Origin of the sequence: Bradyrhizobium sp. STM 3557, from assembly GCF_045571465.1 — a bacterium.
Classification (GTDB): Bacteria; Pseudomonadota; Alphaproteobacteria; order Rhizobiales; family Xanthobacteraceae; genus Bradyrhizobium.
Genome location: NZ_CP120697.1, coordinates 4,535,817 through 4,551,427, shown reverse-complemented (window position 1 = coordinate 4,551,427; position 15,611 = coordinate 4,535,817). Strand labels below are relative to the sequence as shown.

Here is a 15,611-nt window from a genome sequence, read left to right as displayed (position 1 = left end):
CTTTAAGCACCGCTCAAGCCTCTCAAAGACGCTCGCCGCCTCATGACCGATCTTGCCGTCACGACCGAAAGCCCGACCCGCTCGCCGCTCTCCGACGAGGTCGCGCGCCGGCGCACCTTTGCCATCATCTCCCACCCGGACGCCGGCAAGACGACGCTGACCGAGAAGCTCTTGCTGTTTGGCGGCGCCATCAACCTCGCCGGGCAGGTCAAGGCCAAGGGCGAGCGCCGCAACACCCGCTCGGACTGGATGAAGATCGAGCGCGAGCGCGGCATCTCGGTCGTGACCTCGGTGATGACCTTCGAATTCGAGGGGCTGGTGTTCAATCTGTTGGACACGCCGGGCCACGAGGACTTTTCCGAGGACACTTACCGGACGCTGACGGCCGTCGACTCCGCCGTCATGGTGATCGACGCCGCCAAGGGCATCGAGGCGCGGACCCGCAAGCTGTTCGAGGTCTGCCGCCTGCGCGACATCCCGATCATCACCTTCATCAACAAGATGGACCGCGAGAGCCGCGACACCTTCGAGCTCCTGGACGAGATAGAGAAGACGCTGGCGCTCGACACCACGCCGATGACCTGGCCGGTCGGGCGCGGCCGCGACTTCATCGGCACCTATGATATCCGCGACGGCGGCGTCCGCCTGCTTGAAGGCGGCGGCGCCAAGACCGGCGCGGCGCAGCAGATCGAGATCGCTGAGCTCGGCAAGATCAACGCCAATCTCGACATGAGCCAGATCACTGACGAGCTGGAGCTGGTCAAGGAAGCCTGCAAGCCGTTCGAGCTCGAGGCGTTCCGCGAGGGCCATCTGACACCCGTTTATTTCGGCAGCGCGCTGCGCAATTTCGGCGTCGGCGACCTGCTTGAAGGTTTGGGCCGCTACGCGCCGTCGCCGCGCGCGCAGGAGTCGAACCTGCGCAAGGTCGATGCCGCCGAGCCGCGCATGAGCGCTTTCGTGTTCAAGATCCAGGCCAACATGGATCCGAACCATCGCGACCGCATCGCCTTTGCGCGGCTGTGCTCGGGCAAGCTCAATCGCGGCATGAAGGCGAAGCTGGTGCGCACCGGCAAGACCATGCCGCTGTCGAGCCCGCAATTCTTCTTCGCGCAGGATCGCTCGGTAGCGGACGAAGCCTTTGCCGGCGACGTGGTCGGCATTCCCAATCACGGCTCCTTGCGCATCGGCGATACGCTCACTGAAGGCGAGGAGCTGACCTTCGTCGGCGTGCCGAGCTTCGCACCCGAAATCGTCCGCCGCGTCCGCCTCACGGATGCGATGAAGGCGAAGAAGCTGAAGGAAGCCCTGCAGCAGATGTCGGAGGAGGGCGTCGTGCAGGTGTTCCGGCCGCGCGACGGCGCGCCGGCGCTGGTCGGTGTGGTCGGCCCGCTGCAGCTCGACGTGCTCAAGGCGCGGCTGGATGCCGAATATTCGCTGCCGGTGGAGTTCGAGGTCAGCGAGTTCTCGCTCGCACGCTGGATCTCCTCCGACGACAAGAAGAAGCTCGACGCCTTCATCGCCGCCAACGGCTCCGGCGTCGCCGACGACGTCGACGGCGATCCGGTGTTCCTGGCCAAGAACGAGTTCTATCTCGGCTACACCAAGGAGCGCGCCGAGGGCATCACCTTCTCCAACGTCAAGGACGTGAAGAAAAAGGGGTGAGCTTGCTCGATGAGCCGATGCCGTATCGCCGGCCTCGGTATCACCTCTTCCCGTCGGCGAGAGGTCGATCGCGCAGCGATCGGGTGAGGGGGCTCGGCCCTACGAGAGACCGTAACCCCTCACCCGGATTGCATCTAACGATGCAATCCGACCTCTCCCGTCGGGAGAGGTGGACCTCCGCTGCCGCGCCGGTGATGCGCGCTCCTACAACTCAATAATCCCCCGCCTTGCCGCGTGCGCCACCGCATCGGTACGGCCGGTGGCATCAAGCTTGTCGAGCAACTGGCCGACATGGAATTTCGCGGTGTGCACGGAAATCCCGAGGACGCGCGCGATCTCCTTGTTCGAACGTCCTTCGGCGAGCAGCGCGAGCACGTCGCGCTCGCGCGCCGTGAGCTGAAAATCGTCGGACCCGCGCTCGGCGGGTTCGGACGCCATGATCGTGACATTGGAAGCTTCGCCGGGCGCGGCCAGCCGCAGGCCCGCGACATTGCCGAGCATTGCCGCAAGCCGGTCGGACAGCTCGGGATCGTCGAGATCGATCGCAATCACGATCGGCGAGGCCGGCGCCTCGCTCACGACGCCGGCCTCTCGCCGATGGTGAGCGAGAAGCGGATCGGCTCGCCGCCGCGCAGGCCTGCGACCTCCACCCTCGTGCCGACGCTGTCGGGGCCAAGCTTGCGCATCAGTGCGCGCACGCCGCTGATGGGCTCGTTATTCACGGCGGTGATCACGTCGCCCTGGCGCAGGCCCGCGGCAGCCGCAGGGCCATTCTTGTCGACGCTCATCACCATCGCGCGGACGCCGTCATCGAGCTTCACCGGCTGCAGCCCGACGCCGAGATAGCCGCGCGCGATGCGGCCATGAGTTTCCAGCCGGCCGGCCACGCGCTGGATGGTCGCGGTGGGAATGACCAGGGTGCGGCGCGGCCCCGAAACGGCCATGCCGATCGCCTGTCCGGCCGCATTGAGTACGAGGCCGCCTTCCGAGCTGCGACGCAGCCGGGTGTCGAGCTCGATCCGCGCATCGATCTCGCCGCCGCGCAGGCTGCGCCAGCGTTCCGCCGATTTCGAGATCATCGCCAGCGCTGCGATCGGCGTGCCATGGTCGGCTGCCGTGATGATCGCGAGCGCACCGAGCGCGGGCACGTCGGTGGTGAGATTGGAAGGCGTGGCCGCGCCGCCCTCGACGCGCAGCAGCGCGATGTCGGTGGTGTGATCGCGGCCTACGATAGTGGCCGGCTTCTCCGTGCCGTCAGCGGACAGCACCGCAATCTCACCTTCATCGGCCAGCGCCTCGTCGGCGGTGATGACGAGGCCCGGCTTCCAGACAAAGCCGGACGCGCGCGAGCGATGCGAGTGCACCGAGACCAGTGATGGCGCAGTCTGCGCGACGGTGGCCGTGAGGGCGGAAGAGAATGAGGTGAGCGGGGATGAATCGGACATGGGACGCTCCAGATAGGTTGATCCCAATGTGGCGCGTCACCGCGCGCTCCGGTACTGCCCGGGTGGCTAGCGTTGGCTTGGCTCAGAGCGGCGTGCGCGCCTTCGGCAAGGGAAAAGCCAGATCGCCGTGCTTGGAGGTTTTCAGGCCGAGACCGACCAGCGCCTCGGCAAAGCGCACGGCGGCGGCCACGCCGTCGATGACGGGAATGCCGAGCTCGGTCGAGAGATCATGGGCGAGATCGGCCATGCCCGCGCAGCCCAGCACGATGGCGCCGATGCCGTCATGGGCAAGCGCGTCGCGGCATTCGCCGAGCAGGATGCCACGGACATTGGCCTCCGGCTTGTCGAGATCGAGCACGGCGACATCGACCGCGCGCACCTTGCGGCAATGATGCTCCATGCCGTAGTTGCGCACCAGATGCTCGGCAATGATCTTGGTGCGCGACAAGGTCGTGACGATGCTGAAGCGCGTGGCGACGAAGCTCGCCGCATGCATAGCGGCCTCGGCAATCCCGAGCACCGGCGCGGACGACAGCTCGCGCGCCGCAAGCAGGCCGGGATCGCCGAAGCAGGCGATGACATGAGCATCGGCCCCGGCCTCGTCACCGGCGGCGACCTCCTTCAGCATTCCGATCGTCGCCAGCGCCTCGTCATAATGGCCCTCGATGGAGGCGGCGCCGAAACGGGCGGTGCGGCCGATGATCCGCGTGGTCGGGCTCGCGCAATCCTGTGCCGCCTTGGCGATCAGCTCCGTCATCGTCTCCGTCATGTTGGGATTGATGACGTTGATCACGCATCCGCTGTTGCGCGCTGGTTGGCTCATCGGCTCGTCCGTCTGAGATGGATCCGCTGCCATCTAGCCGAGTTCTCCTGAGTGCGTCGAGTCCGGCAAGCCGGCGGACGGAACGCGCAGACGTGAACGGCAGCGGACTTGTGGCCGCCACGATCGGCGACAAGTCTTAGAGAGGAATCTCAGGGGTAGATCATGCTGCGCGTCCTCTTGGCATTCGTCCTTCTGATCGCGGCGGCCGGCGCCGATGCCGCCGATCGCCGCCATCAGATCAATCCGGTGCCATTTTCGCATTCGCCCTGCAGCGTGCTCGACGATGCGCCCTGCACGCCGTCTTTCTGCAGCGTGTTCAACCAGGGCCCCTGCATTCCCGAGATCGACTACCCCTATGGCGAGAACCTGCAGGTGACGGTCCAGAGCGTGCCGCCGGAGTCCGATGCCGCCAAGTACCGCAAGCCGGATCATGATCTCGACAGCATCGGCGATCTCTTTGCCGCGCTGCGCTCGTGCTGGACCCCGCCGCCGACCGATGTCGCGCGGCAGGGCATGCAGATGTCGGTGCGCTTCAGCTTCAAGCGTACCGGCGAGATGATCGCGCCGCCGCGGCTGACCTTTGCGACGCAGGGCGCCTCGGCCGATACCCGCGCGGCCTATCTAAAGGCAATCAACTCATCGCTGGACGCCTGCCTGCCGCTGAAATTCTCCGCCAGCCTCGGCGGCGCACTCGCCGGCCGCCCCATCGCGATCCGCTATGTCGACAACCGCGATCTCAAGCAGACATCGTCGGATAAGCAGTAGTGCGTTGGGCTTGCCGGGCTTCATTCCGAACGCCGGAGCAAGGCCGCAGGCACGTCATTCCGGGGCGTGCGTGAAAGCGCAGGAATCCGGAATGACTCGTGGCACAGGCTGTTGCCGACGGATTGCGATTTCATCACCAAAAATGATACCCGAGTCCTGACGACCTGCGCGCAAAGGGGGATCGATCGTGGGACTTCTGGTGATGGTGATAGGGCTGGTGCTGTTTCTCGGCGCCCACGTGTTCACGACCCGGCGCGAGGCACGCGCCCAGGCCATTGCCGCCATGGGCGAGGGCACCTACAAGATCGTCTATTCGCTGGTGGCGCTCGCGGGCCTCGTGCTGATCGTCTGGGGTTTTGCGCATTATCGCGCCGATGGCTGGATCCAGCTCTGGAGCCCGCCGAAGGCGCTCAAGCACCTCAACATCGCGCTGATGCTGCCGGCGGTGATCCTGGTGGTTGCGGCGTATATCCGCGGCAACATCTACGCCAGGCTAAAGCACCCGATGCTGGCCGGCGTCAAACTGTGGGCGTTCGGCCATCTGCTCGCCAATGGCGATCTCGGCGGCATCATCCTGTTCGGTTCGATCCTGGCCTGGGCGGTCTATGACCGCATTTCGCTGAAGCGCCGCACGGATCCCGGCAGCCCGCCGATCCCGGTCGGCGGCATCGGCAACGATGTGATCGCGGTCGTGGTCGGCATCGTCGCCTATCTGGCGCTGGCCTTCGCGTTCCACCCCGTTGTGCTCGGCATTCCCGTGATGGGCAATTAGCGTTAGCTTCTTGGTGCGTCCGAACAACAAGAGTCAGGGAGCTCGCCCCATGGAATGGTCACACACGCCAATCCCGCCGATGCGCTATGAGGCGCGGTTTGGCGACCGTGTTGTTCGCGTATTCACCGATCGCCCGAAAAGCGTCTGGGCAATGGTCGAGCAAGCTGCCGCGCGCAACGGTGATGGCGAGGCGCTGGTTTGCGGCGATATGCGCCTGTCGTGGCGCGAGGTGTGGCAGCAGTCGCAGCAGATCGCCGGCGGTCTGCAGGCGCGAGGGCTGCAGCCCGGCGATCGAATCGCCGTTCTGCTTGGCAACCGGATCGAGTTCGTGCTCGCGGTGTTTGCCGCAGCCCGGCTCGGGCTCGTCACGGTGCTGCTCTCGACGCGGCAGCAGCGGCCCGAGATCGCCTATGTGCTGGCAGATTGCGGCGCGAGGCTGCTCCTGTATGAAGCTGCGCTCGCCGACCGGCTGCCGGAGCCAGGCGAGGTGCCGGAGCTGCTCCACCGCATCGCGGTCGACGACTATCCGCCGCGCTCGGGCTTTGCTGGTCTCGCAGACCACAAGGCGCTGGAGGAGGCGGTTGCTATCAGTGAAGAGGACACCGCGATGATCCTCTACACGTCTGGCACCACCGGCCGGCCGAAGGGCGCGATGCTCGCCCATTGCAACATCATCCACTCGGCAATGATGTACGAGGCCTGCATGGGCCTGACTGCGGCCGATCGCTCGATCGCGGCGGTGCCCCTCGGCCATGTCACCGGCGTCGTCGTCAATGTCGCCAGCATGGCGCGCTGCGCGGGCGCGCTGATCATCATGCCGGAGTTCAAGGCCGGCGAGTATCTCAAGCTCGCCGCGCGCGAGCGCGTCACCTACACCGTGATGGTGCCGGCGATGTACAATCTCTGCCTGCTGCAGCGCGATTTCGACAGCTACAACCTGTCGGCGTGGCGGATCGGCGGCTATGGCGGCGCGCCGATGCCGGTCGCGACCATCGAGCGGCTGGCGGCAAAGATCCCGGGGCTGCGGCTGATCAACGCCTATGGCGCGACCGAGACCACCTCGCCGGCAACGCTGATGCCGCCTGAACTGACCGCCGGGCACATCGACAGCGTCGGGCTGCCTTGCCCCGGCACCAGCATCCTGGTGATGGATGGCGAGGGCCGCGAGCTGCCAACGGGCGAGATCGGCGAGATCTGGATCGGCGGCGGCCAGGTCATCAAGGGCTATTGGAACAATGCCAAGGCGACGGCCGAGAGTTTCACCGGCGGCTATTGGCACTCCGGCGACCTCGGCTCTGTCGACGCCGACAATTTCGTCCGGGTGTTCGACCGGCAGAAGGACATGATCAACCGCGGCGGCCTCAAGATCTATTCGGCCGAGGTCGAATCGGTGCTCGCGAGCCATCCGGCGGTGGTGGAGAGCGCGATCGTCGCGCGGCCATGCCCGGTGCTGGGCGAGCGCGTGCACGCGGTCGTGGTGACGCGCGAGCCCGTCAGCGGCGAGGCGCTGCGCAGTTGGTGCGCCGAGCGGCTGTCCGATTACAAGGTTCCGGAGACACTGGTGGTCAGCGCGGACCCGCTGCCGCGCAACGCCAACGGCAAGATCATGAAACGGCAGTTGCGCGAAGCCCTCGCGCCATGATAGCGCCGAGCGCCCGGTTCGGGCTACATTGCAGGGTGTGGGTGTGGATCCCGCGGACGCGCCCCGGGGAACATGGGTCCAGAACGGCCACTGCCGCCTTGCCACCGCCATATCATTGCGGTATCGCCGCCGCCAAGTCCGGGACTCAAGGGGGCAGGAGTCGGGGCTTCCCGCGCTATGAAAGACCGATGCGCAACCCTTACGCGGATATCACAGGGATATCGTTAAGTGTCTGAATTTTATGATGAAGTAGACGAGGAGGTCCGCCGGGAACAGCTCAAAAAGCTATGGGACCAGTACTCGCTCTATATCATTGCGCTCGCGCTTCTGATCATCGCCGGGGTCGGCGGCTGGCGGGCCTACCAGTATGTCGAGGGCCAGAAGGCCGCCGAAGCGGGCGCGACCTTCAACAAGGCGCTCGAGCTGTCGGACCAGAACAAGCATGCCGAGGCGGAGGCCGCCTTTGCCGACCTCGCCGGCAAGGCGCCGTCCGGTTACCGGATGCTGGCCCGGTTCCATCAGGCCGCCGAGGTCGCGATGCGTGACAAGGAGGCTGGAGCCAAGCTGTTTGATCAGCTGGCTGCCGACCGCAGCATCGGTGGCCCGCAGCAGGAGCTGGCGCGCCTGCGCGCGGCCGGCCTGCTGGTGGACACCGCGCCTTATTCCGCCATCAAGCAACGGCTGGAGGGCGATACCGCGCCCGGCGCGACCTTCCGCCATTCGGCTCGCGAGCTTCTGGCCCTTTCGGCCTGGCGCGCCAATGACGCGGCCGCGGCCCGGCAATGGCTCGACATGATCGCCCTGGACGGCGAAACCCCGCCTGGCTTGCGCTCGCGCGCCGAGGCGCTGCAGGCGCTGCTGCCGCCGGTCGCAAAAAGCTAACGAAAGAGCCGGTCGGCACGAGCCGACGGACAGGACTGAATTTTGATTGGGAAATCGACCATGCGCCGCGCCCAACGCCTGATCGCCGGGACTGTTCTGATCGCGCTGTCTGGTGCGCTGGGCGGCTGCGCAGGCGGCCTGAGCAATTTCGACCCCTCGGATATGCTCGACTTCCTCGATACCAAGAAGAAGCTGCCGGGCGAGCGCAAGCCGGTATTCCCTGACGGCGTGCCGGGCCTGGAGCAGGGCGTGCCGAAGGAGCTCTACAAGGGCGCCCAGCAGCAGCCTGGCGATCCCGCGGCGCAAGCCGCGGCAGCTCCGCCTCCGCCCGTCGAGGAGCCCAAGGGGAAGAAGGGCAAGAAGGCCAAGCAGGCCGCCGCAGCCACCGCCCCCCAGGATGGCGAGACGGCTGCCGTCGAGGAGGGCGCCACGGGCTTGCCGCCGGAGCCGAAGCCCAAAAAGATCGTGCGCCGGCGTACCACCGCCCCGCCGCCCGACGACACCACCCCGGCGCAGCCGGCACAGACGACCTCCAGCGCCGGTTTCCCGGCCCCGATGCCGAGCGGCAGCTTCAGCCGTTAATTTCATCCGCCATTTTCCGGGCCGGCCGGTTCGGTTTTCCGGCCGATTGCGCTAGAGCTTGCGCTTGGACGCGCTGGACGCGCATTGGATCATCATGTTCACGATCGCCATTATCGGCCGGCCCAATGTCGGCAAATCGACCCTGTTCAACCGTCTGGTCGGACAGAAGCTGGCGCTGGTCGATGACCTGCCGGGCGTCACCCGCGACCGCCGCGAGGGCGAAGCGCATCTCGGCGATCTCTCTTTCACCGTGATCGATACCGCCGGGCTCGACGAGGGCGCCAAGGGCTCGCTGACCGCGCGCATGCAGGAGCAGACCGAGACCGCGATCAAGCTGGCGGATGCGCTGTTCTTCGTGATCGACGCCCGCGTCGGCCTCACCCCGACCGACCGCGCTTTTGCCGATTTCGCCCGCCGCGCCAACAAGCCGGTGCTGCTGCTCGCCAACAAGGCCGAGGGCAAGCATGGCGAACTCGGCGCGATGGAATCCTACGCGCTCGGGCTCGGTGATCCCATCCAGATCTCGGCCGAGCACGGCGAAGGCATGGGTGAGCTTCACGATGCCCTCAGCGAACTGGTGCCGGAGGCGCCCGACGAGGATGAGGACGATCGCGAGGAGACCGATGAGGAACGCGCCGCCCGGCCGATCCGGGTGGCCATCGTCGGCCGTCCCAATGCCGGCAAGTCGACCCTGATCAACCATCTGCTCGGCGAGGAGCGGCTGCTCACAAGCCCCGAGGCCGGCACGACGCGCGATTCGATCGCCGTCGAGATCGACTGGAAAGGCCGCGGGTTCCGCATCTTCGACACCGCGGGCTTGCGGCGTCGCTCCCGCATCGAGGAGAAGCTGGAGAAGCTGTCGGTGGCGGACGCGCTGCGCGCGGTGCGGTTTGCCGAGGTCGTGGTGCTGATGATGGACGCGCAGATCCGTTTCGAGGAGCAGGACCTGCGCATCGCCGACCTGATCGAGCGCGAGGGCCGCGCGCTCGTCATCGCCGCCAACAAATGGGACCTGATCGAGGGCAAACCGGGCCAGATCGGCGGCCTGCGCACCGATGCGGATCACTGGCTGCCCCAGGTCTCCGGCGTGCCGATCGTCGCCGTCTCGGGCCTGACGGGTGACGGCATCGACCGCCTGATGGAGGCGATCGTCGGGGCCTACGCCGTGTGGAACAAGCGTGTGCCGACCTCGGCGCTCAACCGTTGGTTCGAGCAGGCCATCGCGGCCAATCCGCCGCCGGCGGTGTCGGGGCGGAGGCTGAAGCTGAACTACATCACACAGACCAAGGCCCGGCCGCCGAGCTTCGTGCTGTTTTGCTCGCGCGCGGATGCCATCCCGCAATCCTACCTGCGCTATCTCACCAACTCGCTGCGCGAGACCTTCGACCTGCCGGGGACGCCGGTGCGCATCACGCTCCGCGAGAAGGCCAACCCGTTCGCGCATAAGCGCAAGCGGCCGTCCTGATCTAAAACTATTCTTTCAAGTCACCGGGGAATAAACCGCGCTCACGCTTGTTTGTAGCGTTACGCGGCCGCTTGCGTGATTGGCAGCACATTCACTTCGATCGCAATGAAACAATGGTGGCGTTGAACTTGGGAGCTGATGTCCCGACACATTAGCTGATCAATGTCGGGGATTTCGTTTTGGTCCTGCGTATCGTCGCCATCGTCCAAGCCTGTCGCGTCAGGCGCGCCTATGGTGCTTGCATCGGACGACGCGATGCGTTGTCCGTTCAATCCGCAGGGCGGCGCGAGGCGTCGCCCGTTATATCCGTAAGGCAACGCGAAGCGTTGCCCGTTAGATCTATGGCTCAGGATCAGCCGACATTTTCGGTGTTCTCCGATGTCGAGCCTGGAGAGTGACCAATGGCTCACGCGGAACGGCTCTCCGAATTGATCGGAGACATCTACGATGCAGCGATCGATCCGGCCTTGTGGCACGACGTCGTCGGCCGCGCCGGCTTCTTCGTCGGCGGCCAGGTGGCCACGATCTTCTCGAAGAGCCCGATCGCCGGCAACGGCTATGTCTATTACGAGTCCGGCATCGATCCCGACTATCGCCGGCTTTATTTCGAGAAATACCTGAAGCTCGATCCGACCACGGCAGGGCAGTATTTTGCCGAAGTCGGCCAGCCGGTATCGGTCACCGACCTGATGCCGTATGACGAATTCCAGGAAACGCGTTTCTATCATGAATGGGTCAAGCCGCAGGGCCTAGTCGATTTCGTTTCGGCCGTGCTCGACAAGTCCGCGACCACGGCGGCGATGTTCGGCGTGTTCCGCTATGAACGCGACGGGCTTGTCGATGACGAGGCGCGCGCACGCATGCGGCTGATCGTGCCGCATATCCGCCGTGCCGTGCTGATCGGCCGGCTGATCGATTTGAAGGCCGCGGAGTCGGCCTCGTTCGCCGACACGCTGGACGGCATGAGCAGCGGGCTGTGCATGGTCGATGGCGCCGGTCGCATCATGCATGCCAATGCGGCCTGTCAGCGCATGCTCGAGGCTGGCGATCCGTTGTTCGCTATCGAGGGACGGATCGCCGCGCGCGACCCGCGGGCTGATCAGGCGCTGCAGGATGTCTTCGCGGCGGCGCGCGGCGGCGATGCGGCGGTGGGCACCAGGTGCATCGCCGTGCCGCTGACGGCGCAGAACGGTGCCCATCACGTCGCGCATGTGCTGCCGCTGACGTCGGGGGCCCGGCGCAGCGCCGGCCGCAGCTATGCCGCCGCGGCGGCCATCTTCGTCCGTCGCGCGACGCTGGACCCGGTGTCGCCGCCGGAGCTGATCGCCAAGACCTATCGGCTGACGCCGACCGAGCTGCGCGTGCTGCTGGCGATTGTCGAGGTCGGCGGAGTGCCGGAATGCTCGACCGTGCTCGGCATTGCCGAGACCACGATCAAGACGCATCTGCGCCGCGTGTTCGTCAAGACCGGCGCCGATCGCCAGGCCGATCTGGTCAAGATCGTCGCCGGCTTTGCCTCGCCGCTCGCGCGTTAGACGATCGTTTCCGGTTCTATGTATAGACCCGCGCTATCATCGCCCGCCACCCGGTCCGGCCTCCGGCCGGCCGGATGACAGGCTCGGGCGGACGATCCAGTACGCCCTGACGTTGCGGCTCGATCTCTTCTGCCGTGGAGTACCGGATGCTCCGCCTGCTCGGAGCATGACAGCGTTTCTCCTCGCCTCAGCGCTGCTTGTGGTCGCACTTGCGATCGCAGTGTGAACGCTGAGAGCCGCGAAGCAGGCGTGAGATCCGTCAGGCAGCGCGATGCCGCTGCAGCATATACGGTGTCGTCCCGGCCTTGAGCCGGGACCCATAAACACCAAACATCATTTCGCGAAGGCTGGAGCTCCAGCGCACCCTCACCACGCCAACCTGTGATTATGGGTCCCCGCTTTCGCGGGGACGACACCGGGTTTGTATTAGCCGCGTCGCGCCAAGTTGGCCGTATGACGAGACAGCAGCCGCAACAACGAGGCGCGCTGCTCTTATTTCTTCACCAGCGGGCAGTCGCTGGCCTCCAGCGGCTTGGCGGCATCCTCCGGTGAGATCGTTGCGACCAGCTTGTAGTAGTCCCAGGGATATTTCGACTCCTCGGGCTTCTTGACCTCGAACAGATAGGCCGGGATCAGGCGGCGGCCGTCGGCGCGCAGCGGGCCCTTGCCGAACAGCGGATCGTCGGTCGGAAGCTCCTTCATCTTGGCGACGACCTTGGCGCCGTCATGCGGATTGCCGCCGAGCGCTTCCACTGCCTTGAGATAATGCAGCACCGCCGCGTAATTGCCGGCCACCGTCATGGAAGGCATGGTGTGTTTCGGCGAGGCTTCCATGAACCGCTTGGACCAGGCGCGCGTCTTGTCGTTGAGATCCCAATAGAAGGACTCGGTGAAGGTCAGGCCCTGCGCGACCTTCAGCCCGAGCGCGTGCACGTCGGTGACGAACAGCAGCAGCGCCGCCAGCTTCTGGCCACCTTGGACGATCCCGAACTCCGACGCCTGCTTGATCGCGTTGGTGGTATCGCCGCCGGCATTGGCAAGCCCGATCACCTTCGCTTTCGACGACTGCGCCTGCAGCAGGAAGGACGAGAAGTCCGCGGTGTTGAGTGGATGCTTCACCGAGCCCAGCACCTTGCCGCCACTCGCCGTGACGACCGCGCTGGTGTCGCGCTCCAGCGCATGTCCGAATGCGTAGTCCGCGGTCAGGAAGAACCAAGTGTCGCCACCTGCTTTGGTCAGCGCCTTGCCGGTGCCGTTGGCGAGCATGTAGGTGTCGTAGGTGTACGAAATCGTGTTGGCATTGCACGCCTTGCCGGTGAGGTCGGCGGTCGCCGCGCCCGAATTGAGCAGGATCGAATTCTTCTCCTTGACGAGATTGGAGACGGCGAGCGCGACGCCCGAGTTCGGCGTGTCCGCGATGGCGTCGACCTTCTCATTATCGATCCATTGCCGAGCGATATTGACGCCGACATCCGGCTTGTTCTGGTGATCGCCACTCAGGACCTCGATCGTCCAGCCCTTGGCCTTGAGGCCGGAATCCTCGACCGCCATCTTGATCGCAGCCACCGAGTTGGGGCCGCCGATATCGGCATAGAGGCTCGACATGTCGTTGAGCACGCCGATCTTCACCACCTTGTCGTCGGCAAACGCATGGCCGGCAAGGCTGAGTGTCGTCGCGGCAAGCAGCATTGCGAGCCGCCGCGCATGAGTCGTCGTCATCGTATCCTCCCTGAGTGATTGTGACTGGCAGGCCCTCTTGGGCGGGGCCTTTTCCGGTCGCGAATGTCTTCGATAGCTTGTCCAGGGCGGCACGACAATGCGCAAAAGGGCGCGGGGCGCGGCCGCCGGGCAGCAAAGGTTAATGCAGCGCCTCGGGCGCGGTCAGCTTGAATTTCTGGACGCGCTTACCGGTATCGACCTCGGCGGTATAAACGTTGCCCTGCTTGTCGACGGCCATGGCATGGACCCAGTGAAACTGCCCGGCATTGCGCCCGTTGTGGCCGAAGCTGCCGACCACGTTGCCGTTCTCGCGATCGATAATGCGGATCTCGTTGTTCTCACCGTCGGCTGAGAGCAGATAGCTCTGCTTCGGATCGGGCCAGATCGCGAGGTCCCACACCGCGCCGTTGCCGAGCGTGTTCTTCTCGAAGAACCATTCTTTGACGAAGCTGCCGTCCTTCTTGAACACCTGGATGCGGTTGTTGATGCGGTCGCAGACATAGACCAGCCCGTCATTGGCGATCTTCACGCAATGCACGGGATTGCCGAACTGCTGCGCGACCGGTGCTTTCGGATCATAGGCCGCCTGCTTGGCATCATCAGGTACGTGGCCATAGGCGCCCCAGTGCCGCTTGTAGGCGCCCGTGGTGGCATCGAATACGATGACGCGGTGGTTGCCATAGCCGTCGGCGACGTAGATCTCGTTGGCCTCCTTGTCGATCGCGGTCTCCGCCGGTTTGCCGAGCTGCGTGGTGTCGTTACTACCCTTGCTCGGCGCGATGGTGCCGATCTGCGATACGTACTTGCCGTCGAGCGTGAATTTCAGGATGGCGTTGTCGTTATCGGCATTGCCGCCGATCCAGACGAAGCCGCGCTCGTCGACCTCGATGCCGTGCTCGCGCCCGACCCATTCATAGCCCTCGCCGGGGCCGCCCCAGGCGCGCAGCAGATTGCCGTCGGAGTCGAATTCCAGCACCGGCGGCGCGGAGATGCAGCATTTCGAGCGCGGCGGATTGAGGCTCGCGCCTTTCTCATCGTCTGTCAGCGAGCGCGGCCGATGGATCACCCAGATATGGCCCTGCCAGTCGACAGTGATGCCGCCGACCTGACCGAGGATCCAGTTGTTGGGTAGCTGCTTTGGCCAGGTGGGATCGACGGTGAAGGTAGGGATTTCGCTGGCGAAAGCTGGGCGAGACGTGCCGGGGAGGCCGATGGTGAGCGCAGTGCCGATGCAGAACGAGATGATCGCCTTGAGCGCAATGGTTGCGTGCCACGCACGCTTGCCGGTTCGTGCCTGCATCAGGACGTCCTCCCATTTTCTTGCTGCGGGTTGATCCGCTTGGCAGGCAGTCAATCGCGGAGAAGAGGGGGAGTCAATTAGGAGGAGGCGAAGCGTGCGCGACTATGCAAGCTGTCATCGTCCGCGAAGGCGGACGATCCAGTACACCGCGGCGTCTCGGATCGCCAACACTGCCGCGAAGCAATCCAGGGCCAAGAAGGAGATCTGGATTGCTTCGTTCGCTTCGCTCCTCGCAATGACGGAGGAGAGCGCAGCCCTCGTCTTACGTCGGCGGCTGAAAGCTCTTCAGCGTGCGGCTCTTGTAGTCGTAGAGCTTGCCGGTCTCGGTCCACTCCGGCGAGCACATCGGCACGATGAACTCGGCGACCTGCTCGGGCGTGTCGAGCGTCTCCGGATCCTCGCCGGGAAACACCGTGGCGCGCATGCGGGTGCGGATCGGCCCCGGGCTGAACAGATTCACCCGCAAAGGTGTCGTCGCAGTCTCATGCGCCCAGACCCGCGCCAGCGTCTCCAGCGCGGCTTTCGACGCCGCATAGGGGCCGAGATAGGCCGGGGCCTTGTTCGCCGCGCCTGAGGTCACGAACACGGCGCGGCCGGCATCCGAGGCTTTCAGCAGCGGCTCCATGCAGCGGACGAGCTGGAAATTGGCCGTGACATTGATCGCCATCACGTCGACCCAGGGCTTGAGGTCGATATGGCCGAGCGGCGAGGACGGGCCGGGCACGCCGGCATTGCCGACGAGGATGTCCAGCTTGCCGTGACGCTCATGCAGCGCTGCGCCGAGCCGGGCGATGCCGTCGGTGTCGGCCATGCTGAGCGGCACCAAGGTCGCACCATTGCCGGTCTCCTTGCGGATCTCGTCGTCGAGCTCCTCCAGGCCGCCTTGGGTGCGCGCCACGGCAACGATGTGGGCGCCGGCACGGGCGAGGGCGCGCGCGGTCGCATAGCCGATGCCGCGCGAGGCACCGGTAACGAGGGCGATACGGGAGGCGAGGGGAAGGGTCATGGCAAAATCTCTC

The 15,611-nt window shown here is 65.5% G+C and carries 14 protein-coding genes; 8 read left to right on the top strand and 6 right to left on the bottom strand.

Annotation, left to right across the window (positions count from 1 at the left end; all coding sequences use genetic code 11):
* Positions 1-42: 42 nt before the first annotated feature.
* Positions 43-1,662, top strand: coding sequence for a peptide chain release factor 3 (locus P6U24_RS20730; protein WP_407154365.1), 1,620 nt, complete (start codon positions 43-45; stop codon positions 1,660-1,662).
* A 204-nt stretch (positions 1,663-1,866) separates the two neighbouring features.
* On the opposite strand, the gene P6U24_RS20725 is transcribed toward P6U24_RS20730, so the two are convergent.
* The 3 genes from P6U24_RS20725 to P6U24_RS20715 form a co-directional block, all read right to left on the bottom strand.
* On the bottom strand, positions 1,867-2,241 hold the full coding sequence (locus tag P6U24_RS20725; RefSeq protein WP_407154364.1) for a response regulator transcription factor: 375 nt from the start codon (positions 2,239-2,241) through the stop codon (positions 1,867-1,869).
* The gene (locus tag P6U24_RS20720; protein WP_407154363.1) at positions 2,238-3,107 is read right to left on the bottom strand and encodes a S1C family serine protease; all 870 of its coding nucleotides are present in this window, start codon (positions 3,105-3,107) and stop codon (positions 2,238-2,240) included. Before P6U24_RS20720 ends, P6U24_RS20725 begins: the two co-directional genes overlap by 4 nt.
* Before the next feature lie 82 nt (positions 3,108-3,189).
* Positions 3,190-3,930, bottom strand: coding sequence for an aspartate/glutamate racemase family protein (locus tag P6U24_RS20715; protein ID WP_407154362.1), 741 nt, complete (start codon positions 3,928-3,930; stop codon positions 3,190-3,192).
* Positions 3,931-4,092: 162 nt separating this feature from the next.
* On the opposite strand from P6U24_RS20715, the gene P6U24_RS20710 reads away from it, so the two are divergent.
* The 7 genes from P6U24_RS20710 to P6U24_RS20680 all read left to right on the top strand — a co-directional run bounded on the left by P6U24_RS20710 (position 4,093) and on the right by P6U24_RS20680 (position 11,573).
* On the top strand, positions 4,093-4,695 hold the full coding sequence (locus P6U24_RS20710) for a hypothetical protein (protein WP_407154361.1): 603 nt from the start codon (positions 4,093-4,095) through the stop codon (positions 4,693-4,695).
* 187 nt (positions 4,696-4,882) lie between these two features.
* The gene (locus P6U24_RS20705; RefSeq protein ID WP_407154360.1) at positions 4,883-5,467 is read left to right on the top strand and encodes an NnrU family protein; all 585 of its coding nucleotides are present in this window, start codon (positions 4,883-4,885) and stop codon (positions 5,465-5,467) included.
* Positions 5,468-5,516: 49 nt separating this feature from the next.
* Positions 5,517-7,109, top strand: coding sequence for a class I adenylate-forming enzyme family protein (locus P6U24_RS20700; protein ID WP_407154359.1), 1,593 nt, complete (start codon positions 5,517-5,519; stop codon positions 7,107-7,109).
* Positions 7,110-7,337: 228 nt separating this feature from the next.
* On the top strand, positions 7,338-7,991 hold the full coding sequence (locus P6U24_RS20695) for a tetratricopeptide repeat protein (protein WP_407154358.1): 654 nt from the start codon (positions 7,338-7,340) through the stop codon (positions 7,989-7,991).
* A gap of 60 nt (positions 7,992-8,051) precedes the next feature.
* Complete coding sequence (locus P6U24_RS20690; protein WP_407154357.1) at positions 8,052-8,573, top strand: hypothetical protein; 522 nt, start codon at positions 8,052-8,054, stop codon at positions 8,571-8,573.
* A 91-nt stretch (positions 8,574-8,664) separates the two neighbouring features.
* Positions 8,665-10,038 carry a ribosome biogenesis GTPase Der gene (gene der / locus P6U24_RS20685; protein WP_407160538.1) on the top strand — a complete coding sequence of 458 codons (1,374 nt, stop codon included), beginning with the start codon at positions 8,665-8,667 and terminating at the stop codon, positions 10,036-10,038.
* Positions 10,039-10,439: 401 nt separating this feature from the next.
* Positions 10,440-11,573: a helix-turn-helix transcriptional regulator gene (locus P6U24_RS20680; protein ID WP_407154356.1), complete on the top strand. Its 1,134-nt coding sequence runs from the start codon at positions 10,440-10,442 to the stop codon at positions 11,571-11,573.
* A gap of 492 nt (positions 11,574-12,065) precedes the next feature.
* On the opposite strand, the gene P6U24_RS20675 is transcribed toward P6U24_RS20680, so the two are convergent.
* The 3 genes from P6U24_RS20675 to P6U24_RS20665 all read right to left on the bottom strand — a co-directional run bounded on the left by P6U24_RS20675 (position 12,066) and on the right by P6U24_RS20665 (position 15,598).
* Positions 12,066-13,292 (bottom strand): ABC transporter substrate-binding protein, encoded by a 1,227-nt coding sequence (locus tag P6U24_RS20675; protein ID WP_407154355.1) that lies wholly within the window; start codon positions 13,290-13,292, stop codon positions 12,066-12,068.
* A 139-nt stretch (positions 13,293-13,431) separates the two neighbouring features.
* Positions 13,432-14,592 (bottom strand): hypothetical protein, encoded by a 1,161-nt coding sequence (locus P6U24_RS20670; RefSeq protein WP_407154354.1) that lies wholly within the window; start codon positions 14,590-14,592, stop codon positions 13,432-13,434.
* A gap of 262 nt (positions 14,593-14,854) precedes the next feature.
* Positions 14,855-15,598 carry an SDR family NAD(P)-dependent oxidoreductase gene (locus P6U24_RS20665; protein WP_407154353.1) on the bottom strand — a complete coding sequence of 248 codons (744 nt, stop codon included), beginning with the start codon at positions 15,596-15,598 and terminating at the stop codon, positions 14,855-14,857.
* Positions 15,599-15,611 lie beyond the last annotated feature (13 nt).

Coding starts and splice junctions, on each gene's coding strand:
- P6U24_RS20730 (WP_407154365.1), top strand. CDS start 43: ATGACCGATCTTGCCGTCACGACCGAAAGCCCGACCCGCTCGCCGCTC.
- P6U24_RS20720 (WP_407154363.1), bottom strand. CDS start 3,107: ATGTCCGATTCATCCCCGCTCACCTCATTCTCTTCCGCCCTCACGGCC.
- P6U24_RS20715 (WP_407154362.1), bottom strand. CDS start 3,930: ATGAGCCAACCAGCGCGCAACAGCGGATGCGTGATCAACGTCATCAAT.
- P6U24_RS20710 (WP_407154361.1), top strand. CDS start 4,093: ATGCTGCGCGTCCTCTTGGCATTCGTCCTTCTGATCGCGGCGGCCGGC.
- P6U24_RS20700 (WP_407154359.1), top strand. CDS start 5,517: ATGGAATGGTCACACACGCCAATCCCGCCGATGCGCTATGAGGCGCGG.
- P6U24_RS20690 (WP_407154357.1), top strand. CDS start 8,052: ATGCGCCGCGCCCAACGCCTGATCGCCGGGACTGTTCTGATCGCGCTG.
- P6U24_RS20680 (WP_407154356.1), top strand. CDS start 10,440: ATGGCTCACGCGGAACGGCTCTCCGAATTGATCGGAGACATCTACGAT.
- P6U24_RS20675 (WP_407154355.1), bottom strand. CDS start 13,292: ATGACGACGACTCATGCGCGGCGGCTCGCAATGCTGCTTGCCGCGACG.
- P6U24_RS20670 (WP_407154354.1), bottom strand. CDS start 14,592: ATGCAGGCACGAACCGGCAAGCGTGCGTGGCACGCAACCATTGCGCTC.
- P6U24_RS20665 (WP_407154353.1), bottom strand. CDS start 15,598: ATGACCCTTCCCCTCGCCTCCCGTATCGCCCTCGTTACCGGTGCCTCG.